The following is a 25,561-nucleotide window of genomic DNA, read 5'->3' as shown; positions in this document are numbered from 1 at the left end:
TCGCGCCATGCAAACCCGACGGACCTTCATGTGCGGATGCCTCGGCACGTTCACCGCCTGTTCGCTGTTCCCGGGCGTGACCAATGCCAAGATGATCGATCTGCTGCCGCCGTCCGATCCGGCCGACGGCAAGACGTTTCGCGTGATCTGCCTGCATGACGTGCGCGACAACCTGATGGAGTCGTTCAAGTCCCCGTCGGCGCTGGTCGATCCGTTCGCGGTCGATACCGGCACGCTGACCGCGATCTTCTCGTGGCTGCAGACCAACAACTATCACACCATCACGGTCAGGCAGATCGAGGCGTCCCGGCACGGCGGCAAGCCATTGCCGCCGCGCGCGGTGCTCCTCACGTTCGACGACGGCTACCGCAGCCACTACACGAAAGTGCTGCCGCTGCTGGAGCGCTTCAAGTATCCGGCCGTGATGGGCATCGTCACCGCGTGGATCGATGCGCCGCCGGATACGCCGATCAGCATCAGCGACAAGATCAAGGTGCCGCGCGATTACTTCATGTCGTGGGAGGAGGTGCAGAAGGTCGGCCAGTCGCACCTCGTCGAGCTCGGCTGCCACACCCACAACCTTCATCGCGGCGCGGTCGCGAATCCGCAAGGCAACGAATTGCCGGCGACCACGTCGCACCTCTACCTGCAGAACGAGAAGCGCTATGAAACCGACGCCGAATTCGAAGCACGCGTGCACGACGACCTGCAGACGTGCGTGCGGCAGATCCGCGAACGCACCGGCATCGTCGCACGCTCGATGGTGTGGCCATACGGCGCGGAAAACCAGCCCGTGCGCAAGATATCGACGTCGCTCGGCATGGACATCCAGTTCAGCCTCGATGCCGGCCCGAATACGCCGGACGTGCCGTTGGACCGGCTGAGACGGATCCTGATGATGTACGACATCGACATCGGCGGGTTCGAGCGCTCGATGCGCGAGCCGGCGTCGAACCGCGGCGACGTCGACGTGCCCGAGCGCATCGTGCAGGTCGACCTCGACCAGGTCTACGATCCGGATCCCGCGCGGCAGGAAGCGAATCTCGGCAAGCTGATCGAGCGCATCTACCGGATGCAGCCGAAATCGGTGTACCTGCAGGCCTATGCCGACCCGAAAGGCACCGGCGTGGCCGAGGCGGTGTATTTCCCGAACCGGCACCTGCCGATGCGCGCCGACCTGTTCTCGCGCGCCGCGTGGCAGCTCAACACGCGCTCCAACGTGCAGGTGTACGCGTGGATGCCGGTGCTCGCGTTCCGGCCGCCGCCGGACAAGCACCAAGGGCTCGAGGCCGTGAGCGCATACGGCGGCGCGCCGGCCCGCGAGAACGGCACGCGCATGTTCCGGCTGAGCCCGTTCGATCCGGAGGCGCGGCTGATGATCCAGCAGCTCTACGAGGATCTCAGCAAACACGCGTCGTTCAGCGGCATCCTGTTCAGCGACGACGCCGTGCTCGACGACTACGAGGATGCGGGCCGGCATGCGCTGCGCACCTATTCGCAGTGGGGGCTGCCGGCCGACGTCGGCAAGATCCGCGAGAACCCCGACCTGATGAAGCGCTGGACGCGCCAGAAGTCGCGCTACCTGATCGACCTGACCCGCCAGCTCGAACAGATCGTGCTGGCCCACCAGAACGTGGGCGACGTGCTGACCGCGCGCAACATCTTCGCGATGCCGGTGCTCAAGCCCGAATCGGAAGCGTGGTACGCGCAGAACTACGACGATTTCCTCGCCGCCTACGACTACGTCGCGCTGATGGCGATGCCGTACATGGAGCAGGCGAAGGATCCCGAGGGCTGGCTGGACCAGCTCGTGCGGGCCGTCCGCGCGAAGCAGCGCGGGCTGCAGCGCACCGTGTTCGAACTGCAGTCGTACGACTGGCACGCGCAGAAGCAAGTGCCGGCCGGCACGCTGCTCGCGCAGATGCGGCGGCTGCGCAGCGAGGGCGCGGTGAATTTCGGCTACTACCCGGACAACTTCCTGAACGGCCAGCCGGAGCTCGACGCGATGCGCGACGTGATGTCGCTGAAATCGCGCCTCGATCCGACCTCGATCAACGCGCTGATGCAGATGCAGCATGCACAGGGGACCAAGACGCCATGACCACCCACGGCATCATCCAGCGCCTCCAGGACTTCGTTTTCTACTATCCGTTCTTCATGTCGTATCTGTGGATGATAGGCGGCGTCGTCCATTACTTCCTGCTCGAGGAAGGCCGCGAGCTGTCGACGCGCACGATCGCCGCGAGCGGCATCCCGAAGATCTCGATCGTCGTGCCGTGCTTCAACGAGGCCGCGAACGCGCGCAGCGTGATCCGCCACCTCAACGCGATGGACTACCCGAACTACGACATCATCGCGGTCAACGACGGCAGCAAGGACCGCACGGGCGACATCCTCAACGAACTGGCCGTGGAGATCCCGCGGCTGCTTGTCATCCATCACGCGCGCAACGAGGGCAAGGCGGTCGGGCTCACCACCGCGGCGGCCGTATCGAACGCGGAATACCTGCTCTGCATCGACGGCGACGCGCTGCTCGCGCATGACGCGATCGGCTGGATGCTCGAGCATTTCCTGACCGATCCGGGCGTCGGCGCGGTCACCGGCAACCCGCGCATCCGCACGCGCACGTCGCTGCTGGGACGCATGCAGGTCGGCGAATTCTCGTCGATCGTCGGGCTGATCAAGCGCACGCAGCAGGTGTACGGCCGCATCTTCACGGTGTCGGGCGTGATCACGATGTTCCGCAAGACCGCGCTCGCCGACGTCGGCTACTGGAGCTCGGACATGCTGACCGAGGACATCGACATCAGCTGGAAGCTGCAGTGCCGCGACTGGCGCGTCGTGTACGAGCCGCACGCGCTCAGCTGGATCCTGATGCCCGAGACGCTGAAGGGGCTCTACCGGCAGCGGCTGCGCTGGTCGAAGGGCGGCATCCAGGTGCTGCTCAAGTACGCGGGCACGCTCGCACGTCCGACGCAGATGATGATGTGGCCGCTGTTCGCCGAGTACCTGATCGGCATCGCGTGGGCCTATTCGATGTCGTTCATCCTGCTGCTCGCGCTGATCGACGTCTTCTACCCGCTTCCGTCGAACTGGCATGTGTCGGTGGTGCCGCACTGGCACGGGATGCTGCTGGTCGCAACCTGCATCCTGCAGCTGATCATCGGCAGCATGATCGATCGTCGTTACGACGAAAAACTCCTGATGTATTTCCTTGACACCGTCTGGTACCCCGTCGCGTTCTGGCTGATCAGCATGATCACCACCGTCGTCGCCCTGCCCGCCGTCGTACTGCGGGGCCGCGGCAGGCGCGCCGTTTGGGTCAGTCCCGACCGAGGCATTCAACATGAAGAACGCGCCGATTATTGACCTTTCCCTGCGCACGCCGCGCGAACTGATCGCCGCGCGCGGCGTCATCGTCGGGCCCGTGCTCGTCGTGTGGTTCCGCCTCGTGCGGCCCGCGCTGGTCGGAGGCGTATGGGCATCGATCTGCATCTACACGTACCGCTACCTGCTGCCGTTCAACCAGGCCGAGATGCCGATCGAGCAGATCGTGTTCTACGTGACGAGCATCGCGCTGATCGCCGGCACGATCGTCACCTGGCTGATCGCGGGGCGCGTCGTGCATCCGCTCGCGTACCGGTTGCACGCGTCGAAGATGCTGCGGCGTTCGGCCAGCGTGAAGATGCGCTCGGTGCCGCCGACCGCGCTCGCGGGCGCCCGCCGGCGCGGCGCGCGGCGCACGACGCGCATTCTGGTCGCGTCGCACGATGCGAACGGCTCGATCTCGGGCATCGAATGGGTCGCGCATGCTGGGCCTCAGCCCCGCGAGTAAGTCACCGGAGCCATGCCATGCCGCGCCGCGCGCAACGCATGCCGCGCGACGCGACGGCGCTCCTGAAATCGTGCTGGCGCGCGTCGCGCGCCGGCAGGCAACTTCCTGTAGACGAGGTGAATCATGTGCGGAATCGTCGGAGCAAGCGGCCTGAACAATCAGGTCCCGCAACTGGTCAACGCGCTGAGCCGGCTCGAATATCGCGGCTACGATTCGTGCGGCATCGCCGTGCTGCGTGACGGCCGCCTGCGCAGCGAACGCACGTTGCGGCGCGTGGCGGACCTGCAGGACCGCGTGCTGACGCTCGGTCTCGAAGCGCAGACGTGCATCGCGCACACGCGCTGGGCGACGCACGGCGCGCCGTCGGAAATGAACGCGCATCCGATCATGTCGGGCGACACGATCGCGGTGGTGCACAACGGGATCATCGAAAACCACGATGCGTTGCGCGCCGAACTGCGCGAACGCGGCTATACGTTTCGCGGCGAGACCGACACCGAGGTGATCGCGCACCTGATCCACAGCGTGTATCGCGACGACCTGTTCGATGCCGTGATCCGCGCGGTCAAGCGGCTGCACGGCGCGTATGCGATCGCCGTGCTGAGCGCGCGCGAACCGCAGCGGCTCGTCGCCGCGCGCGCGGGCTCGCCGCTCGTGATCGGCATCGGCGCGGACCAGAACTATCTCGCGTCCGACTGCGCGGCACTCGGCGATCTCACCGACCGCTTCGTCTACCTGGAAGACGGCGACGTCGCGCGGATCACGCCGGAACGCATCGACGTGGTCGACTCGGCCGGGAGCCCGGCCCAGCGTCCGCTGTGCCTGGTCAAGGCGCGCGACGACGACGCCGCCCTCGGCCCGTATCAGCACTTCATGCAGAAGGAGATCTTCGAGCAGCCGAAGGCGATCGCCAGCACGATCGACGGCATCGACACGATCTCGCCCGCGCTGTTCGGCGGCAACGACAGCACGCGTGCGCTGCTGTCGAAGACCCGGAACGTGCTGCTGCTCGGCTGCGGCACGAGCTACTACGCGGGCCTCACGGCGAAATACTGGCTCGAGGGCATCGCGGGTATCCCGGCGCAGGTCGAGATCGCGAGCGAATACCGCTACCGCGATACCGTGCCCGATCCGCGCACGCTGGTCGTCGGCATTTCGCAGTCGGGCGAGACTGCCGACACGATCGGCGCGCTCGCGCGCGCACACGGGCTGGGCCAGGAGCTGTCGATGGCGATCTGCAACGTGGCGACCAGCTCGATCGCGCGCAGCGCGCCGCTCAGCTTCCTGACGCGCGCCGGCATCGAGCTCGGCGTCGCGTCGACCAAGGCGTTCACGACCCAGCTCGTCGCGCTGTTCCTGCTGACGCTGACGCTCGCGCAGCAGCGCGGCCGGCTCGACGCCGCGCATGTCGCGATGCACCTGAAGAAGCTGCACGAACTGCCGGACCGGATCGGCCACGCACTCGCGCTGGAAACGCAGATCATGGGCTGGGCCGCGAGGTTCGCACGCACCGAGAACGCGCTGTTCCTCGGGCGCGGCATTCACTATCCGATCGCACTGGAAGGCGCGTTGAAGCTCAAGGAAGTGTCGTACATCCATGCGGAAGGCTATCCGGCCGGCGAACTGAAGCATGGCCCGCTCGCACTCGTCACGAGCGCGATGCCGGTCGTCACGATCGCGCCGGACGACCGCCTGTTCCAGAAGCTGAAGTCCAACATGGCCGAGGTGCGCGCACGCGGCGGACGCCTGTACGTGCTCGCGGGCCATCATCTCGAGATCGACGCCGACCGCGACACGCACCTGATCCGCGTGCGCGAATCAGGCGACGCGCTGTCGCCGATCGTCAACGTGATCCCGTTGCAGCTGCTCGCGTATCACGTCGGCTGCGCGCGCGGCGCCGACGTCGACAAGCCGCGCAACCTCGCGAAATCGGTCACCGTCGAATGATGCGGCGGACGGGCGTGGCGCTGGTCGCCACCCTGCGTTCGCAGGCCGGCCGGCGCGCCGCCGCGTGGCGCGTCGCGACCGTGCTCTGCGGCGCATGCTGCGCCGTCGGCGCGCCGTCACGCACGTTGGCCGGCGGGCCGGTCGTTCACACCGTCACCGTGCAGGCGCCCGCGTCGCCGCAGTCGCCGCTGGAGCGCGGCGATCCGCGGCGCTTCATGCACGGGATCGGCGTGGCCGACGCCGGCGACGCCCGGCGCTGGGTGTTCTTCAGCAGCTCGGGCATCGTGCCGCGCGGCGCGCGGCGCGACGGCAACTGGCCGCATGACGTGTACGTCGGCGAATGGCTGCCGGGCAAGCCGCGCCTGCTGCGCGTCCATCCGTTCATCAGCCGCCCGGAAGCGCAGGAACCCGTGTCGATCGCGCAGAACCCGCGCGGCGACATCTTCGTCACGTTCGAGGACGGCTGGAACACGCCGCAGGTGGTCAGCCAGCGATACGGCGTCTATCGGCGCGACCTGAAGCCGATCAAGCCCTACCCGAACGACGTCGAGGCAGGCGGCCACTCGGGCCACGTCGCCGCGGTGGGCGAACGCTTCGTCGTGTTCTATTCCGCCGACTGGATCGACGGCGGCGGCGTCGACAACCTCGGCACCGGCAACGGCGTCTACGTGAAAACCTACGATGCGGAAGGACGCGTGCTGAACCATGTGCCGGTCGCGCCGCACCGCCGCGAATGGTGGCCGGTGGTCGCGGGTTCGCCGCGCCGCGCGCTGCTGGTCTGGCAGAAATACATCGAGGGCAGCACGGACGCGACGCTCGAATACGCGATGTTCGACCCGGTCACGGCGAAACTCGACATGCTCGGGCCGCTGAACGACACGATCCAGTATTACGTCTATTCGTCCGCGTATGTGCCGGCGGTCGACCGCTTCGTCGTCGTCACGACGACGGCGGACAATCGCGGCGTCGCGCTGCTGATCGACCCGGAGGGCCGTCGTCTGGCCACGCTCGACTGCCTGCCGGCGTCGGTGCGCGAGTCCGGGATCGGTGTCGACGGCACGCATGCGTATGTGCCGACCCGCGACGGGCGGCTGCTGACACTGGCGCTTTCGCCGACGGACATGTCGGTGAGCGGCGTGCAGCGTTCGCCGATTCCGTGGGGCGCGACCGGTATCGCCGGGTTCCCGGCACGCGCCGGGACGATGCATTTCGTGTCGCTGACGCCGTCCGGCACACGCGAAGCGGATTTCGACACGACCCGGGAAACGCCGTCGCCGAAGGCCGACGCGCAGTGTTCGACGCATTGACGGCGACCCGGCACGTCGATCCGTCCCGGCGCGATCGATCCGGGCGTTTGGGCCTTTGCCCGATTCGCGCCGTGCGATCCCCCGCCACGCATCGGCCGGCCCGGTAGTCGGGCTCGCGACGGCAGCCCGGCCCGATCCCTCGCGCCCGGCCCGATCCCTCGCGCCCGCCCCGCTCCCTCGCGCCCGCCCCGCTCCCGCGCCGAAGTCGCCAGCGCCGCCCGTACCGGATAGACTGTCGCCCGATTCCATCCATCGGCCGCGGCGCTCGCCTCCCTGCCGCCGCCGGAACGCCCCCACGGAGAACGAATGCTGAAGCGCCAGTGGTTTTCGCTGTTGCTGCTGACGATGTGCCTGATCGCAACGCGCGCGTCCGCGCAGGGCTCGCTCGAACTCGAGACCGACGGCACGCCGCGCGTCCTGACGCGCCAGGCGCTGCTCGCGCGCGCCGACGCGACGGACATCCACGTGCCGCGCGACATTGCGTACGGCCGGCCGATGACGTTCCGCGCGGTGCCGTTCGCCGCCCTGCTCGGCGACACGCCGCTGCCGGCGGACGGCGTGCTCGAAACGCGCGCGGCCGACGGTTTCGCCGCGCAACTGCCGCTGGATCTCGCGCGCCGCCGTGCGCCGGCCGGCGCCGTCGCGTGGCTCGCGATCGAGGACCCCGCGCACCCGTGGCCGAAGCTGCCGGGCAAGCAGGTCGGCGCCGGGCCGTTCTATCTCGTGTGGCTGGGGCCGGACGCATCGTCCGTGTGCGGCGAGCAGTGGCCGTATCAGATCGTGCGCATCACGATCGAATCGTCGCCGCTCGCGCGCTGGCCGTCGCTCGCCGTCGATCCGGCATTGCCGGCGCACGATCCGGCCCGTGCGGGCCAGCGGCTGTTCGTCACGCAATGCCTCGCGTGCCACCGCCTCGACGGCGCGGGCAGCAGCCAGGCCGGCCCCGACCTGAACACGCCGATGAATCCGGTCGACTACTTCCAGCCCGCGGCGCTGCGCCGCTACCTCCGCAACCCGGCATCGGTGCGCGACTGGCCGGGCCGCGTGATGCCGGCGTTCCCGCCCGATCAGCTGAGCGACCGGGAACTCGACCAGATCGTCGCCTACCTCGCGTACATGGCGCGACGCAAGGCCGGCAAGTAGGCCACGCCAGTCACGCGCCCATCACGCGCCCGCTTCCTGCGCGCTTTGCAGCACCGCGCGCAGCAGCACGTCGGCGCCCGCCGCCGACCATTCCGGCGTGATCGCCTCGGCCTCGTTGTGGCTCAGCCCGTCGACGCACGGCACGAAGATCATGCCGGTCGGCGCGACGCGCGCGACATAGCACGCGTCGTGGCCCGCGCCGGACACGATGTCCATGTGCGGCAGCCCGAGCGCCTGCGCCGCGTCGCGCACCGCGTCGATGCAGCGCGGCGCGAACGGCACCGGCGGGTACGTGAAGATCTGCTCGATCCGCGCACCGAGGCCGGCGTCGGCCGCCACGCGCGCCAGTTCCGCACGCAGCGCCGCATCGAGTTCGTCGAGCACCGCGTCGTCGGGATGGCGGAACTCGACCGTGAAGAAACAGCCGCCCGGCACCGTGTTGCGCGAATTCGGCCGCGCCTCGATCATCCCGACCGTCGCGCGCGCGTGCGGCGCATGGCGGCGGCCGAGCGCATCGACGAATTCGATCATCCGCGCGGCGCCCACCAGCGTGTCGCGCCGGAATGCCATCGGCGTCGTGCCCGCATGCGCGTCGACACCCGTCAACGTCACCTCGTACCAGCGCTGCCCCTGCCCGGCGGTCACGACGCCGATCGTCCTGCCCGCGCGTTCGAGAATCGCGCCCTGCTCGATATGCAGTTCGTACGCGGCATGCACCGGATAGCCGCCGACCGGCTCGGCGCCCGCATAGCCGATCCGCGCGAGTTCCTCGCCGATCGTCTTGCCTGCGCCGTCCGTGCGCGACAGCCCGTATTCGAGCGGATAGACGCCCGAGAACACGCCGGCCGAGATCATCGCCGGCGCGAAGCGCGACCCTTCCTCGTTGGTCCAGATCACGACGTCGATCGGGCGCTCGGTCTCGACGCCCGCGTCGTTCAGCGCGCGCACGACCTCGAGGCCGCCGAGCACGCCGTAGATGCCGTCGTAGCGGCCGCCGGTCGGCTGCGAATCGGCGTGCGAGCCCGTCATCACCGGCGCGGCGTCGGGATTGCGACCCGCGCGGCGCGCGAACACGTTGCCCATCCGATCGACCCGCACCGTGCAGCCGGCATCGCGTGCCCACTGCACGAACAGGTCGCGCGACTCGCGGTCGAGGTCGGTCAGCGCGAGACGGCAGACGCCGCCCTTCGGCGTCGCGCCGATCTGCGCCATCCGTTCGAGCGACGCCCACAGGCGCGCGCCGTCGACGCGCGGTGCGCTCGCGAGGTCGTCATGCATTGCCGGCCTCCGGGGTGTCGTCGCGCGGCGCCGCCTGCAGCGCATAGCGAAAATCGCAGCGCTTGCCGCCCTGCATGATCGTGCTCGTGCGCGTCAGCGCGATGCGCGGGTCGTAGCCCTCGATGAAGTAGCTGTCGCGCGCGCAGCTCAGCAGGTGGCCGATCTCGCCGAGCCCCATCGCGTGATACATCTCCGCGTAGCTGCAGCGATGCACGTCGTAGTCGTAATGCGCGTCGTCCGCGCGGCGCACCTCGACGTCGAGCGCATCGTCCTTCTCCCACAGCACCTGCAGTGCGATGAACGACTGCACGCTCGTGCCGTCGGGCTCCTGCGCGGCGAACGTGCGGCCCGCGTCGACGGCCGCGCCGCGCACGGCCTCCGCGATCACGGCCTGCGCGCGCTCGATGCCGAATTCGCGCTTCATGATCTCGTAGATCGGCTTGATGATTTCCGCTTCGATGCGGCGCCGCGCGAGGATGCCGAGGCGCGTGTCCTCGGGTGCCGCCGCGGAAGCGGGCGTGGTGTCGGTCATGGGATCGTCTCCGTCGTTATTTCGTTGCCGGGTGCGCGCCGCCAAGCACGTCGACGACGGTCCACTTGCCGCCGCGCACCTGGTAGATCGTGAATGCCGGGTCCTTCAGGTTGCCTTCACTGTCGAACGCGACCCGGCCGGTCACGCCGGGCCGGTCGATCGCGCGCACGGCCGCGACCAGCTTCGCCGGCTGCGTCGTGCCGGCCTTCTGCGCCGCCGCGATCAGCGTGGCGGCCGCGTCGTACGCGAACGGCGCATGCAGTTCGATCGGCGCGTTAAAGCGTGCGCGGTATTGCGTGTCGAACGCCTTGCCGCCCGGCATCCGGTCGAGCGGCAGGCCCGGTTCGAGCGCCGTCACGCCGTCGCCGTCCTTGCCTGCGAGCGACAGGAAGGTCTGGCTCACGAAACCGCCGGCGCCGAGCAGCGGCGCGTTCACGCCGAGCTGGCGCATCCGGCGCGCGATCGGCGCGGCCTGCGCGTCGAGCCCGCCGAAGAACACGAGATCCACGCGCTTGCCCTTGATCGCCGTCAGCACGCCGCTGAAGTCGGTCGTCTTGTCGTTCACGTACTGGCGATCGACGATCGTGCCGCCGTTCGCCTGCACGCCCTTGATGAACTGGTCGGCGAGGCCCGCGCCGAACGACGTGCGATCGTCGATCACCGCGATGCGCTTCGCCTTCAGCGTCTTCACCGCATAGGCGCCGGTGAAATTGCCGCCCGCATCGTCGTGACCCATGATGCGGAACGCCGTCGCGTAGCCCTGCTGCGTGTACGGGTGGCCGGTGGACGCCGGCGCGATCTGCGGAATGCCCGCATCGCGGTAGACGCGCGACGCCGGCACGCTGCAGCCCGTGTTCCAGTGACCGACGACGCCGATCACGTGCTGGTCGACCAGCTGCTGCGCGACCGCGACGGCCGTGCGCGGGTCGGATTGATCGTCGGCCGCGACGAGCTTGTAGACGACCGGCTTGCCGCCGATGCTCGGATGCTTCGCGTTCGCGTCGTCGATCGCGAGCTGCGCGCCGTTCTGCAGATCCTTGCCGATCCGTGCGGACGGCCCGGTGAGCGGCGCGGCGAGACCGATCAGGACCGTCTGCGGCGCGGCCTGCGCGAAAGCGGGAACGGCGGCGATCAGCGCGGCCGCGGAGAAGGCGAAGCGGGCGGGAAGAAATGCGATTTTCATGTGCGGGGCTCGGTGATTCGAATCAAAACATGAAAAATATTAAATATTCAGCACCCTCACCCCAAATATTCAATTGTTGGATGCTTATGCCATTCCCGACACAATAACGCAATCATCTGTAAATAAAGGATATTTTCATGTTGTCGCTTACCCTGATTTTTCGATAAAATTCGACACATGAAAAATATCGAACAATTGCCGCACGATCCGCCGCTCCGCGCCGTCCGCGCGTTCGAGGCATTCGCGCGTCTTGGATCGGTCACGGCGGCCGCGCACGAGCTCGACATCACGCCGTCCGCGGTCAGCCACCAGCTGCAACTGCTCGAGGCGTTCATCCAGACGCCGCTGACCGTGCGCGAAGGCCGGCTGCTCGCGCTCACCGACGAGGGGCGCGACTATTACCGCTCGATCAGCGCCGCGTTCTCGGTGCTGCGCAGCGCGACGCGCTTCGTGCGCGACCGGTCGTCGCTGCGGCAGATCACCATCAGCCTGATTCCGCTGCTCGGCATCGGCTGGTTCATTCCGCGGCTGCACGCGTTCCTCGCCGACAACACCGACGTCGACGTGACCGTGCTGTATGCGCATCACCGCAACTATCGAAGCGACGCGTCCGACCTGTCGATCCGCTTCGGCACCGGCGACTGGCCCGGCTACCGCTGCGAGCGGCTGCTGCCGGGCGCGATGGTGCCGATGTGCAGCCCGTCGTTCCTGAAGCGCCACGGGCCGTTCCGCACGCCGGCCGATCTCGCGCGGGCGCCGCTCGTGCACGACGAAGATCGCAGCACCTGGGTCAACTGGCTGCAGGGCGCCGGCGTGCGGCACGTGTCGCATGCGGTGGGGCCGATGTTCGAGGACGGGCAACTGACGCTGAGCGCGGCGCGCGCGGATCTCGGCGCGGCGCTGCTGCGCGCGCCGCTGGTCGAGCGCGAACTGGCGAGCGGCGAACTCGTGAAGCTGTTCGACCACGCGCTCGACGACGGGCGCGACTACTACCTGTGCACGCGCGAGGATGCGGACATGCCGGACGGGGCGAGACGGCTCGCGGAATGGCTGAGGAAGATCGCCGCCTAAGCCCCCGTTCCGCCGCCTGCCGGCGGAACGTCACGCTTGCCGGGCCAGTCGGTGACTTGCGGACGACTGCACGCATATATATGATATGCATATCGTATATCGGAGGTCGCAATGAGCCGTATCCTGATCGATCTGTCGAATGGCCAGCTCGACGAACTGGCCGCCATCGTCGAGACTGAGCAACGCCCTCGCGCCGCGATCATTCGCGATGCGATCGACGCGTATGTCGCGCAACACAAGCGAGCGCATGCCGATAACGTATTCGGCCTGTGGAAGGATCGCGCGGTCGACGGGCTCACCTATCAGGAGGCACTGCGTTCGGAATGGTAAATGCACACATCGACCCTCAAAGCGCGGCCAGGCATCCGGGCCGCGCGCTTCCGGCCGCCGCCTGCCTCGTGCGGGCGCAACAACGGCCACCCCATGCCCACACCGTGTTCGGTCTCTGGAAAGCGCGTGCGCTCGACGGGCTCGCCTGGCAGGAGGCACTGCGCGCGGAATGGTAAAAGCACTCTTCGACACCAACATCCTGATCGACTATCTCAGCGGCGTGGAGTCCGCGCGCGCGGAGCTGGCCCGCTACGACGACCGGGCAATCAGCATGGTGACCTGGATGGAAGTCATGGTCGGCGCGACGGCCAGCGACGATGCGGCAATTCGCGCATGGCTTTCGTCGTTCGCCATCATCCCGCTTGACAGCGTGGTGGCGAACCGCGCCGTAACGATTCGCAAGGAACGTCGCATTCGTCTGCCCGATGCGATCGTCTGGGCATCGGCGCAAGTGAACGGCCTGTTGCTCGTATCGCGCAACACGAAGGATTTTCCCGCCACCGAACCGGGCGTCCGCGCGCCGTATCAGATCTAGCGCGAGCGGCGTCCGTCATGCGTGGCGGAGGTCCGCGCGTCACACCGCCCGCCCCCATCCGCGCTCGGCCGCATGGGCGACCGTCGCGCGCGCCAGTTCCTGCGTGCTGTCGATCAACCCGAACGGCGCATCGCGCAACGCACGCGCGGCGATCGGGATTTCCGTGCAGCCCATCACCGCCACGCCCACGTCCCGTCGCGCCAGCGTCGCGAGCGCGCGCGACAGGCACCGCACCGACGCATCGATCCTCCCCGCCTTGACGGCCGCGATGCACGCGGCGATATCGCGCTGCGCGGCCACGCCCGGCATCACCGGCTCGAAGCCGCGCGCACGCAGCGCCGCCTGGTAGAAGCCCGACACCAGCGTGCCGCCCGTGGCGAGCACCGCGACCCGCCGCACGCCGGCGGGCAATGCGGCCACCGACGCATCGACGATATGCAGGATCGGCACCGCGCTGCGTTCGCGCAGCGGCGCATACCAGTGATGCGCCGAATTGCACGGGATCGCGATCACGTCGACGCCGCAACGGTTCAGCAGCGCGACACCGTCGAGCAGCGCCGGCAGCGGATCGGCCCCGCCGTCGATGATCGCGCGCGAGCGATCGGGCGTTCGCGTCAGGTTCGCGACGATCATCGGCAGGTGCTCCTGGTCGCAGCGCGCGCGCGTCAAGCGAATCACGCGATGCATGAAGTCGACCGTGGCCAGCGGTCCCATTCCGCCCAATACGCCGACGAGCGCCATGATGCCTCCTTCACGCGCGCGGCGGCCGCGCGCAGATTGCCGATACGACGGCCGAGTTGCCGATCACCAGCAACAGCGTCCGCAATATCTCGCAGAACGGATCGACCGCCGCGAACAGCACGAACGCGGCCTCGAACGGCAAGTGGAGCGCCGCGCACACCATGCCGGCGAGCGACACCGTCACGACGCCCGACGTGCCCGTCGACGCGAAGCCGGCCAGCACCGACGCGACCAGCACGACGCACAGCTCGCCGGGGCCGAGCGACCGTTCGTAGAGTTGCGCGACGAACAGCGTCGCGCTCGCGTAATAGACCATCGGCCCGACGCGCAGCAGCGACACGGCGAGCGGCACGACCAGCTCGACGCGCGCGCGGGCAAAGCCGAAGCCGTCGGCCAGGCACTCGATCATGCTCGGCATGCAGGCCACGCTGCTGCGTGTGGCGAGCGCCATCGCGAACGGCGTGCGCAACCCGGCAAGCGTCTCGGCCAACGTCGCGCCCGAGCGCTTCCAGATCAAGACGATCGCCGCCGCGATCAGCACGAGCGCGACCACGACGAACGCGGCGACGAAGCGGACCATCGCCTCGAGCGGCCCGAACCCGGACGTGCCGATCTGCGCGGCGCCGCCGCAGAACAGCACGATCGGCGTCGGATACGCGAGCCAGTGCATGATCTTCTGGCACGTGAAATAGACGGTCTCCAGCGTCTGGCTCAGCGCCGCCGAGATGCTCGCCGGCACGCGCCCCGACGCGAAGCCGAAGAACAGCGAGAACACCAGCGCCTTCAGCGTGTCGCCGCTCGCGAGCGCCGCGAAGAAGTTGCCGGGCACCAGCGCGATCAGCATATCCGCGAGGCCCGACGACTTCTCCGCGGGATCCGTGCCGTACAACGTCATCACGGTGTCGCTCGCCGCCCCGTCGCTGCCGACCAGCGCCCCGAACGCCTTCAGCGTCGCGTTCGACAGGTGCTCGCCCGGCCGCATCGCGACCAGCACGACCGCGCCGACCAGCACCACAAACACCGACACGCAGCCGAAGATCGCGATCACGCGCATCACAAGATCCGACGCGTTGCCGTCGCGCAGCAGCCGCTGCAGGCTGAAGATCACGGCGGCTGTCATGAACGGCAGCGCCGTCATCTTGAGCAGGCCGACGTACACCTGGCCCACGTAGTCGAACTTCGGCGCGGCGGCCGGCCACAGCACGCCGGCCACGATCCCGAGCGCGAGGCTGCCGAAGACCGTCAACGGATGGATCGCGAGCGCATGCAGCCGCTCGATGCGCGGGGTGATCCTGATGTTTTCGTTCATGTTCATGTCAGCGACCCATCGCATCGAGCAGGGATTTCACGTCGAGCCGCTTGTTGCGCTCGGCCAGGAACTGGTTGACGAACGCGAGCAGCGTCGGCGTGGACACCGGCACGCCGACGGCAAGCGCGTCGGTGAGATCGTCGAAGGTCGCGACGCGCAGCCGGATCGGCGCGGTCGGGTCGTCCTGCATCACGAGCTTGATCGCGAGCTCGTCGCGATACACGGCCGTGACCGCGCCGGCGTTCAGCGCGTCGAGCGTCGCCGGCCAGCTCGGATAGGTGCGCACCTTCGCGGCCGGGAAGTCGTTGCGCACGTATTCGGCGTAGGCCGACCCCGCGACGACGCCGATCGTGCCGCGATAGTCGCGCACGACTTCCGGCAACGCTCGCCCTTTCGCGAGTTCCGCGAAGCCGACGCGGTTGATCAGCAGCGCGCGGCGCAGGCTGATGTACGGCGTGCTGAAGCGGACCACCTGCGCACGCGGCAACGTGCGCGACAGCTTGCTGATCGCGACGTCGGCCTGCCCGGTCGCGAGCAGGTGAACGACGTCGTCGAAGGTGCGCGCGTCGCGGTCGAACCGCACCGACACGCCGAGCTTTTTCGCGAGCGCGTCGGCAAGGTCGATGTCGACGCCCGCCAGTGCGCCGTGGCGCGACATGAAGAACGGCGGCTGATCGACGCCGAGCACCGCGACGATTAGCGTGCCGCGCGTGACGATGCGGGCGAACTCCGGCGCGAGCAGCCGGCCGTCGGGCATCTGCACGAGCCCGGTCGCCGTGGTGGCGGGCGCCGCCGGCACGGCCGGCGCGGACGCATCGAAGGCCAGCGCCGGCGCGGCGCACGACACGGCGATGAGTACGCAGGCCGGGCCGTGCAGGTGCCGACACAGACATCGGCGCCCGGGGAAGATGTCGCGGAGCCACGCAAGCAGCGCGCGCATGGCGCGTCCGGAAAAGAGGTTCATGGCGCAGTGGGACGGAGAGTGTCGAACGACCGCGCAGCCGTTCTTGCCGAACGGGCGCCGGACCCTTGCGCGGGGCGGGGCGCGGCACCGTCTCCGGCACCGCGCCCTCCCGCACGCCCAATGTGTCAGAAGCGCCGGACGGCCGAAATCCGCCGGAAGGCCCGGCCCGGATGGCACGGGCCGTCCGGACGGCCCGCCGCGACGGGGGCCGGATGCAGATAGAAATTCCCGATGCCGCGGATTGAAACAAGCAATTTCACAAACCAAGGGTGAACCCGGATACTGGGAACACTTCATCAACACCCCAGCAAAGGAACCCGCAAGATGCCGATCATCAACACCCAAATCAAGCCGTTCAAGGCAACCGCATACCACAACGGCGATTTCGTGCCCGTGTCCGAAGAGAACTTCAAGGGCAAGTGGTCCGTCGTCGTGTTCTACCCGGCCGACTTCACGTTCGTCTGCCCGACCGAGCTGGGCGACCTCGCCGACCGCTACGCGGAATTCCAGAAGCTGGGTGTCGAAATCTACGGCGTGTCGACCGACACGCACTTCACGCACAAGGCATGGCACGACACGTCGGACACGATCGGCAAGATCAAGTACCCGATGATCGGCGACCCGACGCTCACGCTGTCGCGCAACTTCGACGTGCTGATCGAGGAAGAAGGGATGGCGCTGCGCGGCACGTTCGTGATCAACCCGGAAGGCGAGATCAAGCTGTGCGAAATCCACGACAACGGCATCGGCCGCGACGCAGGCGAACTGCTGCGCAAGGTGCAGGCCGCGCAATACATCGCGGCGCACCCGGGCGAAGTGTGCCCGGCCAAGTGGACGCCGGGTGCGGAAACGCTGACCCCGTCGCTCGACCTGATCGGCAAGATCTGACGATCGCGCCGCGCGCCTCGCACGAGGCGTGCGTCACGCGAATGCGGGCCGCCTTGCGCGGCCCGCCCCTCCTCCGGCACGACGTGCCCGACCAGCCTCATCAATACGGAATCCGAAACGCCATGCTCGACGCCAATCTCAAGAACCAATTGAAAGCGTACCTCGAAAAGATCACGCGCCCGATCGAACTCGTCGCGTCGCTCGACGACAGCGCGAAATCGCAGGAACTGCTTGCGCTGCTGAACGAGATTGCGTCGCTGACGTCGCGCGTGACCGTGACCGAACGCCGCGACGACGCCGAGCGCAAGCCGTCGTTCTCGATCGGCGAGCCTGGCAAGCCGGCCGGCATCCGCTTCGCCGGCATCCCGATGGGCCATGAATTCACGTCGCTCGTGCTCGCACTGCTGCAGACGGGCGGCCATCCGATCAAGCTCGACGACGACGTGATCGAACAGATCCGTGCGCTCGACGGCGACTACGCGTTCGAGACGTATTTCTCGCTGTCGTGCCAGAACTGCCCGGAGGTCGTGCAGGCGCTGAACGTGATGTCGCTGATCAACCCGCGCATCCGCCACGTGGCGATCGACGGCGCGCTGTACCAGAACGAAGTCGAGGCGCGCCAGATCATGGCCGTGCCGACGATGTTCCTGAACGGTGAATCGTTCGGCCAGGGTCGCAGCAGCGTGAAGGAAATCCTCGCGAAGCTCGACACGGGCGCCAGCGCCCGCGCCGCGAAGTCGCTCGAGAGCAAGCCGGTGTTCGACACGCTGATCGTCGGCGGCGGCCCGGCCGGTGCGGCAGCAGCGATCTACTCGGCGCGCAAGGGCATCGCGACGGGCGTCGTCGCCGAGCGTTTCGGCGGCCAGGTGCTCGACACGATGGCGATCGAGAACTTCGTGTCGGTGCAGGAAACCGAAGGGCCGAAGTTCGCCGCGGCGCTCGAGCAGCACGTGAAGCAGTACGACGTCGACATCATGGACGTGCAGCGCGCCGATGCGCTGATTCCGGGCGACGTGCACCGGATCCGCCTCGCGAACGGCGCGGTACTGAAGGCGAAAACGATCGTTCTCGCGACCGGCGCGCGCTGGCGCGAAATCAACGTGCCGGGCGAGCGCGAATACCGCAACCGCGGTGTCGCGTACTGCCCGCACTGCGACGGCCCGTTGTTCAAGGGCAAGCGCGTCGCGGTGGTCGGCGGCGGCAACTCGGGTGTCGAGGCCGCAATCGACCTGGCCGGCATCGTGAAGGAAGTCACGCTGCTCGAATACGGTGCGCAACTGCGCGCGGACGAAGTGCTGCAGCGCAAGCTGCGCAGCCTGCCGAACGTGACGATCGTCACGCAGGCGCAGACGACCGAGCTGACCGGCGACGGCAGCAAGCTGAACGGTCTCGTCTACAAGGATCTGCGTTCGGGCGAAACGAAGCGCGTCGATCTCGAAGGCGTGTTCGTGCAGATCGGCCTCGTGCCGAACACCGAATGGCTCAAAGGCACGATCGAACTGTCGAAGCACGGCGAGATCGTCGTCGATGCGCGTGGCGCGACGTCGGTGCCGGGTGTGTTCGCGGCCGGCGACGTGACGACGGTGCCGTTCAAGCAGATCGTGATCGCGGTGGGCGAAGGCGCGAAGGCATCGCTCGGCGCGTTCGACCACCTGATCCGGCAAGACGTGGCGGCGGTTACGGCCGACGGGCCGCAGGCCGAAGAAGCGATCGCCGCGTAACGCGCGACGCACCGCACCGGTTCGTCTCTCTTGGCCCCGCATGCCCTGGTCGGCGTGCGGGGTCCTTTTTCATCCGGTGACGAGCGGCGCTGCGCGAGCGCGGCGGTTCCCTTCTCACTGGGTTACACCGGGCCCGGCGTTCGCCGGCGCGGGCGCCTTGATACTGCTCGACTGCTTGACCAGCTGGTCGGTCATCGCGGCAGCAACGGCATTCGCGCCCGCCGACGTGTGCTGCCGATCGCCGCTCGGCGTCGCCACGTATTGCGGCGGCGGCAACGACGGATCGAGCTTCGCCGAATCACGCACGAGCGCAGCGGTTTCAGGGGTTTCGGATTTCATGGCAGGCGCCGCGGCCGCATGCCGCTCGAGCCCGTCGCGCTTGCGCGCCGCGTGTTGCGGAGGCTGATACGCCGGCTGACTCGGCCGGGTCGCTTGCGCGGCCTGGACCGGCGGTGCCGATTGCACCGGCTGGGCCGGTTGCGCCGCTTGTACCGGCGCTTGTACCGGCGCTGGTACCGGCTGCGCGGGCTTGGCCTTGGCCGGGGTCGCATCCTCCGGCTCGACCGTCACGACGTGAACGGCCGGCGGCGGCGCACTCGGTTTCGCCGGTGGTGCCGGTGCGGCGATGACCGGCACGACGGCAGCGGATGCCGGCGCCGCGCGCGTATGCGCAGCGGCCGCGGCCGGCGGCGGTACGGCCGCCTGTTGCGGCACGGCCTCGTCCACATGCGCGGAAGGAACGGCGACCGGCGCGGGCGGCGCGATCGTGCCTTGTGCGATGTGGCCGTCGTTCGCCGCTGTCACGGCGGCGGCAGGTGCTGCGGAATCGCCGATGCCGGCCTCCGCGATCGCGCGGTGGTCCGCACGCAGGAGCATCACGTAGCCGGAGCCTGCCGCGGCAACCAGCAGTCCGCCGGCGATCATCAATGTCTTACGGGTACGAGTCATACTTGCTCACCGATCTTACGACGTGAACAAGCCATCATACGCGTGCGTTCGCGCTCGATCCCGCACGAATACAATTGGTTGCATTGATGCCGACCCGACACCGCCGGGGCCGTACCACGCCGCGCCGCCCTATCGTCGGACGGTTCCGACACTGCCTGCCTTCCGCGCTTCGGATGCAGAAGATCGCGACCGCGATCCCGCCGAACAGCGCCCACTTGACGACGTGGTACACGGTGCGCGGCATCCGCCAACCCGCGCACATGCGGCGCTTATTCCGGAAACGGCAACTCGGTTTGTCCGTCCGCGCGCATACCGAACGTGTTGAGCGTCATCGCCACGAGCGCGTAATAGCCGAGCAGCGCGACGAGGTTCACGACGGTCTCGTGGCCGAAACGCGCCTGCGCACGCGCGAACGTCGCATCGCTCACGCGCCGCGTATCGTACAGCTCGGTCGCGAACGCATGGATCAGCGCATCGTCGTCCGATTCGAACGCCGGCTCGACGCCGCGCCGGATCGCGTCGGCCGTCGCGGCCGGCACGCCGGCATCGAGCGCGATCGGATGGTGAATGTGCCACTCGGCCTGCGAACGCCAGCGCGCGGCCGTCACGAGAATCGCGAGCTCCGACAGCCGTAGCGACAGGCCCGTGCGATAGCGGCAGAACGCGCCCAGCCGCTGCGCGTGCTGCGCGAGCTCGGGGCTCGCGATCCAGCCGAGGAACGGCCCGTTCAGGTTGCCGCGCGGGCCGCTGAGGATCTCGGCGAGCACGGCCTTCTGCTCGTCGGTGGCCGATGCGGGATCGAAGGGAGGCAGTCTGTCTGTCATGGCGAGGATACGGTGAGGTCGTGGTTCATGCGCCGGCCGACGCGAGCGCCGCGTCGATCGCGCCGGACAGCCGCTCGACGATCGTGTCGATCTGCTGCGCGGTGCAGACGAACGGCGGTGCGACCAGGATGTGATCGCCGTGCACGCCGTCGATCGTGCCGCCCATCGGGTACACCATCAGGCCGCGCTGCATCGCCTCGCGCTTGACCGCCGCATGCAGCTTCAGCGCGGGATCGAACGTCGCCTTGCTGTCGCGATCGCGCACGAGCTCGACGCCGACGAACAACCCGCGGCCGCGCACGTCGCCGATGTGCGGATGCGCACCGTAATGCTCGCGCAACGATGCACGCAATTGCTCGCCGCGTGCCTTCACGTTGTCGAGCAGCTTCTCTTCGGCGATCACGCGCTGCACTTCGAGCGCGGCCGCGCACGCGGTTGCATGGCCGAGATACGTGTGGCCGTGCTGGAAGAAGCCCGAGCCGTCGACGATCGTCCGGTAGATGCGGTCGCTCACCAGCGTCGCGCCGATCGGCTGGTAACCCGCGCCGAGCCCTTTCGCGATCGTCAGCAGGTCGGGCGCGACTCCGTCTTCGTCGCATGCGAACAGGTAACCGGTGCGTCCCATCCCCGACATGATTTCGTCGAGAATCAGCAGCACGCCGTACTTGTCGCACACCGCGCGAATCTTCTTCAGGTAGGTACGCACCGGCGGCACCGCGCCGGCCGTCGCGCCGACCACCGTTTCCGCGACGAACGCCGCGACGTTTTCCGCGCCGAGTTCGACGATCTTCTGCTCGAGCTCGTCAGCGAGGCGCTGCGCATACGCTTCATCGGTCTCGCCCGCCGCCTGGTCGCGATACGCATAGCACGGGCTCACGTGGTGCGCCTCGATCAGCAGCGGCAGGAACGGCTCGCGCCGCCATGCGTTGCCGCCGATCGCGAGCGCGCCGAGCGTGTTGCCGTGATAGCTCTGGCGGCGTGCGATGAAATGGCGGCGCTGCGCCTCGCCCTTCTCGACGAAATACTGGCGCGCGAGCTTCAATGCGGCTTCGACCGCCTCGGATCCGCCCGACACGAAGTACACGTGCTCGAGCCCGGCCGGCGCGGCCTCGACGAGCCGGTCGGCCAGTTCCTCGGCCACTTCCGTCGTGAAGAACGACGTATGCGCGTACGGCAGCTGCTGCGCCTGCCGCTTGATCGCATCGATCACGCGCTGGTTGCTGTGGCCGAGGCACGACACGGCCGCGCCGCCGCATGCGTCGATATAGCGCTTGCCGGTCGAATCGATGATCTCGATGCCGTCGCCTGCGACGGCGACGGGCAAGGTGGCGCGCGGAGCGCGATGAAAAACGGTCGTCATGCGTTGCCTCATGGATCAGGACGCGCTGGGTGCGTGCGCGGACGGCACGATGCGCGTCGCGAAACGCTGCGTGCCGTGCTGGTGAAGGGTGAAGTCGATCGCGGTGTCGCGAATCGCGAACACGGCGGTCGCCAGCGTGTTTTCGTCGTCGGGGTCGGCCGGATCGTCGCGATAGATCGGCAGCCCTTCCGGTGCGCGGTCGCCGAGCACGCGCAGCAGCGCGGCTTCGTCGAGCGCGTCGATGCCCGGCGTCAGTGCATCGACGCGCCGCTGGCGATCGCCGGACGATTGCGTGACGATCTGCGCTTCCGCATCGCACCCCGGATGCACGAGATGATTCGCGTGGCCGGTGAGATGCGCGACATCGACGACCGAACAGCGCGCGACGCTCGCCTCGATGCTCAGCAAGCGCGTATCGCCGGTCGCGCCGAGCGTGTGGTGAAAGCCGCTCGCGCGGGCATGCGTGCGCAGCACGTCGGCCGCTGCATCGAGCGACGTCGCATCGAGCACCGCGCGCGCGAGAATCATCCGCGGCACGCCGGCCGCTGGCGTGCGGATCCGCAGGTTGTTGATCGCCTGCGCGACGCCCGCGCGGTTCGCGGCGAACGTATGGCCGGGCAGCGAGCCCGGGTAATAGAAGCTGATGAAGCCCGGCTTGCCCTGCGGCTGCACGTCGACGAGCAGGCAGCGCTCGCGCAGGTACGGATCGCCGTCCTCGTTGTGCGCGATCCAGCGCGTGCCGTGCGCGTCGCGCCCGGCGAGCGTCGTGCAGCCGTCCGGCGCGTTGTGGATCAGTTCGCCGCGGCAGTTCCACAGGAAGAGGTCCTCCGCCGGCCAGCCGACGCCCGCCGCGATCCCGTCCAGTTCCGCGACGAGATCGGGGTACGCGGCCAGCGCGGCCTGCCGCAGCGCGGCGACGAACGGATGGCCGCGCCAGCGGCGCACGGCCTGCCATGCGCCGCTCTGCTGCATGTACGGATCGAACACGGGGCGGGCAAGCTCGCCGAGGCGCACGCCGATGTCGAACGGCGTGCCGGCGATGACGGGGGAAAGGGAAAGCGGCATGTCGGACAATTCGGTTTCGTTCAGGACACGTGTTTCAGGAATTCCTTCAGGCGCGGTGTCGGCGGCCGGTCGATCAGGTCGACCGGATGGCCGTCCTCGGCGATGCCGCCCTGATCCATGAACAAGAGCCGCGTGCCGACCCGCTTCGCGAAGCCGATCTCGTGCGTGACGACGATCATCGTCATCCCCTCGGTCGCGAGATCCTGCATCACTTTCAGCACTTCGTGGCGCAATTCCGGATCGAGCGCCGAGGTCGGCTCGTCGAACAGCATCAGCCGCGGGCGGATCGCGAGCGCGCGTGCGATCGCGACGCGCTGCTGCTGGCCGCCCGACAGCTCCGACGGATAGTGATTCGCGCGCGATTCGAGGCCGACCTTGTCGAGCAGCGCCATCGCCTGGTCGCGTGCATCGGCGCGCGACGCGCCGCGCACCTGGATCGGCCCGAACATCACGTTCTCGAGCGCGGTCATTTGCGGAAACAGGTTGAACTGCTGGAACACCATGCCCGCCTCGAGCCGGATGTTGCGGATCGTCGACGCGTTGCCGCGCACGCTCTGGCCGTCGACCAGCAGCTCGCCGCCGGTGATTTTCTCGAGCGCGTTGATACAGCGCAGCATCGTCGACTTGCCCGAGCCCGACGGGCCGACCACGACGACCACCTCGCCCGCGTCGATCTTCAGGTCGATGTTCTTCAGCACCGGCACGTGGCCGAAGCTCTTCGACACGTTCTGGAATTCGATCATGCTCATAAGATTTTCATCCGCTTTTCGACGAGCCGAAGCGTCAGCGTCATCGCGCCGGTCAGCATCAGGTAGATGACGGCCACCGCGGTCCAGATCTCGACCGCCTGGAAATTGCCGGCAATGATTTCCTGCCCCTTGCGCGTCAGTTCGCCGACGCCGATCACGATGAACAGCGACGTGTCCTTGAGGCTCACGATGCACTGGTTGCCGAGCGGCGGAATCAGCCGCCTGAACGCGAGCGGCCCGACCACCTTCAGCAGCACGCGCGGCATCGACAGGCCCATCGCGAGCCCCGCTTCCGTCAGCCCCTTCGGGATCGACAGCAGCGCGCCGCGCACCACTTCCGCGAGATACGCGCCCGAATTCACCGTGATCGCGATGATCGCGGCCGTCAGGCCGTCGATGCGGATATGCGCGAGCAGCGGCAGCGCGAAGTACAGGAACATCACCTGCACGACGATCGGCGTGCCGCGGATCAGTTCAATATAAACCTGTGCGAGCACGTTCATCGCCTTCGGTCCGTATGCGCGGAACATGCCCGCGACCATCCCGACGACGAACCCGCCCACCAGCCCGAAAAATGCGATGAACACCGTCAACCGGACCCCGTCCATCAGGTCCGGCAACGCCGCCCAGATCGCCGACCAATCGAAATTCACCTGTCGCTCCCCGTTCGATTCAAGACCGGCGCGGCCGCCCGGCCGCGCCATGATGTGCCGTCACGCTCACATCTTCGGCGGTTCGGCGCCGAACCACTTCTTGTAGATCTGCGCGTAGCGGCCGTCGGCCCGGATCTTCACGAGCGACGCGTTGACCTTCGGCACGAGCGGGCTGCCCTTCGGGAAGCCGATCCCGTACTTGTCGCCGCTGACCGGCTGGCCCGCGACCTTCACCTTGCCCTTGCCTTCGTTGTTCACGAAGAACAGCACGTTCGGCGTGTCGTGCATCGCCGCGTCGACGCGGCCGGCCTCGAGCGCGAGGTACGCCTGGTCGATGTTCGGGAACTGGCGGATCTCCTTCGGCTTCAGGTGCGCCTTGATCCAGTCGATCGTCGCGGTGCCCGTCTTCGCGGCGATCACCTTGCCGTTCAGGTCGTCGATCGACTTGATCGACGTATTGTCGGTCTGCACCATCGCCGCGAGCCCGCTGTCGTAATACGGCGCGGAGAAGTCGATCGCCTTCTTCCGCTCTTCCTTGATGGTCATCCCCGACAGCGCGACGTCGATGTTCTGCGTCTGCAGCGCCGGGATCAGGCCCGCGAAATCCATCGGCTGGATCGTGTACTTCCAGCCCTGGTCCTTCGCGATCTCCGCCCACAGGTCGAGATCGAAGCCGACGTACTTGTCGCCCTGCTTGAACTCGAACGGCATGAACGACGTATCGGTCCCGACGACGAGCGTCTTGGTGTCCGCGTGCGCGATGCTGGCGCCGAGCGCGGCGACCACCGCGACGGCTTTCAGGAAGGAACGGCGACTCATGACTTTTCTCCGCATGGTTGAGCGATGTAACCGGCCGGCTGGCCGGGGAACGACGACATCAAGCCGCACCGCAACATGCGATGTCGAATTAGACCTTAGTGCAACAAGTGTTGTCAACACGGATACTACGACAACAAAAAAAATACACAACGGAAAAATGCATCGAGACAAACCCGAGCCGAACGGGCGGGATAGATCGGAGGAATGGGGGGACGCGGAACCGCGTGTGCGGCCACGCCGGCGGGGCAGCCAGGCGGGATCGCGCTGGGCGGACGCGATAGCGAGAGCCCGGCGATGGTGCGGTGCCGCCCGGCTCGGCTCGGCTCGGTGCGGCTCGGTGCGGCTCGGTGCGGCTCGGT

Annotated in this window: 24 protein-coding genes; 11 read left to right on the top strand and 13 right to left on the bottom strand. The window is 68.0% G+C overall.

The window, feature by feature from the left end; genetic code table 11:
* The first annotated feature begins 7 nt into the window (after nucleotides 1–7).
* The 6 genes from pgaB to U5771_RS05170 all read left to right on the top strand — a co-directional run bounded on the left by pgaB (nucleotide 8) and on the right by U5771_RS05170 (nucleotide 8,232).
* Entirely contained in the window at nucleotides 8–2,101 is a 2,094-nt protein-coding gene (gene pgaB, locus U5771_RS05195) for a poly-beta-1,6-N-acetyl-D-glucosamine N-deacetylase PgaB (RefSeq protein ID WP_322022984.1), read from the top strand.
* On the top strand, nucleotides 2,098–3,369 hold the full coding sequence (gene pgaC, locus U5771_RS05190; protein WP_322022983.1) for a poly-beta-1,6-N-acetyl-D-glucosamine synthase: 1,272 nt from the start codon (nucleotides 2,098–2,100) through the stop codon (nucleotides 3,367–3,369). The genes pgaB and pgaC overlap by 4 nt, the downstream gene beginning before the upstream one ends.
* Complete coding sequence (locus U5771_RS05185; RefSeq protein WP_322022982.1) at nucleotides 3,347–3,835, top strand: Biofilm PGA synthesis auxiliary protein PgaD; 489 nt, start codon at nucleotides 3,347–3,349, stop codon at nucleotides 3,833–3,835. Before pgaC ends, U5771_RS05185 begins: the two co-directional genes overlap by 23 nt.
* A gap of 123 nt (nucleotides 3,836–3,958) precedes the next feature.
* On the top strand, nucleotides 3,959–5,782 hold the full coding sequence (glmS, locus tag U5771_RS05180; RefSeq protein ID WP_322022981.1) for a glutamine--fructose-6-phosphate transaminase (isomerizing): 1,824 nt from the start codon (nucleotides 3,959–3,961) through the stop codon (nucleotides 5,780–5,782).
* Nucleotides 5,779–7,089, top strand: a complete 1,311-nt coding sequence (locus U5771_RS05175; protein ID WP_415859388.1) for a hypothetical protein — start codon at nucleotides 5,779–5,781, stop codon at nucleotides 7,087–7,089. The genes glmS and U5771_RS05175 overlap by 4 nt, the downstream gene beginning before the upstream one ends.
* Before the next feature lie 306 nt (nucleotides 7,090–7,395).
* Nucleotides 7,396–8,232: a c-type cytochrome gene (locus tag U5771_RS05170; RefSeq protein ID WP_322022980.1), complete on the top strand. Its 837-nt coding sequence runs from the start codon at nucleotides 7,396–7,398 to the stop codon at nucleotides 8,230–8,232.
* A gap of 21 nt (nucleotides 8,233–8,253) precedes the next feature.
* Here U5771_RS05170 and U5771_RS05165 read toward each other — a convergent pair whose 3' ends face one another.
* From U5771_RS05165 to U5771_RS05155, 3 genes are read right to left on the bottom strand one after another with little or no spacing between them, the layout of a single operon-like run.
* Complete coding sequence (locus U5771_RS05165) at nucleotides 8,254–9,510, bottom strand: Zn-dependent hydrolase (protein ID WP_322022979.1); 1,257 nt, start codon at nucleotides 9,508–9,510, stop codon at nucleotides 8,254–8,256.
* A complete protein-coding gene (locus tag U5771_RS05160) occupies nucleotides 9,503–10,042 on the bottom strand; it encodes an L-2-amino-thiazoline-4-carboxylic acid hydrolase (protein WP_322022978.1) in 540 nt (179 codons plus the stop codon). The genes U5771_RS05165 and U5771_RS05160 overlap by 8 nt, the downstream gene beginning before the upstream one ends.
* Before the next feature lie 16 nt (nucleotides 10,043–10,058).
* Entirely contained in the window at nucleotides 10,059–11,225 is a 1,167-nt protein-coding gene (locus U5771_RS05155) for a branched-chain amino acid ABC transporter substrate-binding protein (protein WP_322022977.1), read from the bottom strand.
* 177 nt (nucleotides 11,226–11,402) lie between these two features.
* Here U5771_RS05155 and U5771_RS05150 point away from each other — a divergent pair, with 177 nt between their 5' ends.
* The 3 genes from U5771_RS05150 (at nucleotide 11,403) to U5771_RS05140 (ending at nucleotide 13,161) form a co-directional block, all read left to right on the top strand.
* A complete protein-coding gene (locus U5771_RS05150) occupies nucleotides 11,403–12,296 on the top strand; it encodes a LysR substrate-binding domain-containing protein (RefSeq protein WP_322022976.1) in 894 nt (297 codons plus the stop codon).
* Between the two features lie 111 nt (nucleotides 12,297–12,407).
* Nucleotides 12,408–12,626, top strand: a complete 219-nt coding sequence (locus U5771_RS05145) for a ribbon-helix-helix protein, CopG family (RefSeq protein WP_322022975.1) — start codon at nucleotides 12,408–12,410, stop codon at nucleotides 12,624–12,626.
* 169 nt (nucleotides 12,627–12,795) lie between these two features.
* A complete protein-coding gene (locus U5771_RS05140; protein ID WP_322022974.1) occupies nucleotides 12,796–13,161 on the top strand; it encodes a type II toxin-antitoxin system VapC family toxin in 366 nt (121 codons plus the stop codon).
* A gap of 39 nt (nucleotides 13,162–13,200) precedes the next feature.
* Here U5771_RS05140 and U5771_RS05135 read toward each other — a convergent pair whose 3' ends face one another.
* From U5771_RS05135 to U5771_RS05125, 3 genes are read right to left on the bottom strand one after another with little or no spacing between them, the layout of a single operon-like run.
* Complete coding sequence (locus U5771_RS05135) at nucleotides 13,201–13,902, bottom strand: aspartate/glutamate racemase family protein (protein ID WP_322022973.1); 702 nt, start codon at nucleotides 13,900–13,902, stop codon at nucleotides 13,201–13,203.
* A 10-nt stretch (nucleotides 13,903–13,912) separates the two neighbouring features.
* Nucleotides 13,913–15,217, bottom strand: a complete 1,305-nt coding sequence (locus U5771_RS05130) for a dicarboxylate/amino acid:cation symporter (RefSeq protein ID WP_322022972.1) — start codon at nucleotides 15,215–15,217, stop codon at nucleotides 13,913–13,915.
* Between the two features lies 1 nt (nucleotide 15,218).
* Nucleotides 15,219–16,175, bottom strand: a complete 957-nt coding sequence (locus U5771_RS05125) for an ABC transporter substrate-binding protein (protein ID WP_322022971.1) — start codon at nucleotides 16,173–16,175, stop codon at nucleotides 15,219–15,221.
* Between the two features lie 324 nt (nucleotides 16,176–16,499).
* On the opposite strand from U5771_RS05125, the gene ahpC reads away from it, so the two are divergent.
* Nucleotides 16,500–17,063 (top strand): alkyl hydroperoxide reductase subunit C, encoded by a 564-nt coding sequence (gene ahpC / locus U5771_RS05120; RefSeq protein WP_006488685.1) that lies wholly within the window; start codon nucleotides 16,500–16,502, stop codon nucleotides 17,061–17,063.
* Nucleotides 17,064–17,185: 122 nt separating this feature from the next.
* Nucleotides 17,186–18,784 carry an alkyl hydroperoxide reductase subunit F gene (gene ahpF / locus U5771_RS05115; RefSeq protein ID WP_322022970.1) on the top strand — a complete coding sequence of 533 codons (1,599 nt, stop codon included), beginning with the start codon at nucleotides 17,186–17,188 and terminating at the stop codon, nucleotides 18,782–18,784.
* A 114-nt stretch (nucleotides 18,785–18,898) separates the two neighbouring features.
* Here ahpF and U5771_RS05110 read toward each other — a convergent pair whose 3' ends face one another.
* The 7 genes from U5771_RS05110 to glnH form a co-directional block, all read right to left on the bottom strand.
* Nucleotides 18,899–19,732, bottom strand: coding sequence for an extensin (locus U5771_RS05110; protein WP_322022969.1), 834 nt, complete (start codon nucleotides 19,730–19,732; stop codon nucleotides 18,899–18,901).
* Between the two features lie 269 nt (nucleotides 19,733–20,001).
* Nucleotides 20,002–20,556, bottom strand: coding sequence for a carboxymuconolactone decarboxylase family protein (locus tag U5771_RS05105; protein WP_322022968.1), 555 nt, complete (start codon nucleotides 20,554–20,556; stop codon nucleotides 20,002–20,004).
* Nucleotides 20,557–20,581: 25 nt separating this feature from the next.
* Entirely contained in the window at nucleotides 20,582–21,916 is a 1,335-nt protein-coding gene (locus tag U5771_RS05100) for an aspartate aminotransferase family protein (RefSeq protein ID WP_322022967.1), read from the bottom strand.
* A 15-nt stretch (nucleotides 21,917–21,931) separates the two neighbouring features.
* Nucleotides 21,932–22,981, bottom strand: coding sequence for a C45 family peptidase (locus tag U5771_RS05095; RefSeq protein WP_322022966.1), 1,050 nt, complete (start codon nucleotides 22,979–22,981; stop codon nucleotides 21,932–21,934).
* A gap of 20 nt (nucleotides 22,982–23,001) precedes the next feature.
* Complete coding sequence (gene glnQ / locus U5771_RS05090; RefSeq protein ID WP_040129610.1) at nucleotides 23,002–23,730, bottom strand: glutamine ABC transporter ATP-binding protein GlnQ; 729 nt, start codon at nucleotides 23,728–23,730, stop codon at nucleotides 23,002–23,004.
* Entirely contained in the window at nucleotides 23,727–24,434 is a 708-nt protein-coding gene (glnP, locus tag U5771_RS05085; protein ID WP_322022965.1) for a glutamine ABC transporter permease GlnP, read from the bottom strand. Before glnP ends, glnQ begins: the two co-directional genes overlap by 4 nt.
* A gap of 15 nt (nucleotides 24,435–24,449) precedes the next feature.
* Complete coding sequence (glnH, locus tag U5771_RS05080; protein ID WP_322022964.1) at nucleotides 24,450–25,202, bottom strand: glutamine ABC transporter substrate-binding protein GlnH; 753 nt, start codon at nucleotides 25,200–25,202, stop codon at nucleotides 24,450–24,452.
* Nucleotides 25,203–25,561: the final 359 nt, after the last annotated feature.

Origin of the sequence: Burkholderia sp. BCC1977 (assembly GCF_905339595.1) — a bacterium.
Taxonomy (GTDB): Bacteria; Pseudomonadota; Gammaproteobacteria; order Burkholderiales; family Burkholderiaceae; genus Burkholderia.
Note: the sequence above shows the minus strand (reverse complement) of the source record. Positions and strands in the feature narration are given on the sequence as shown.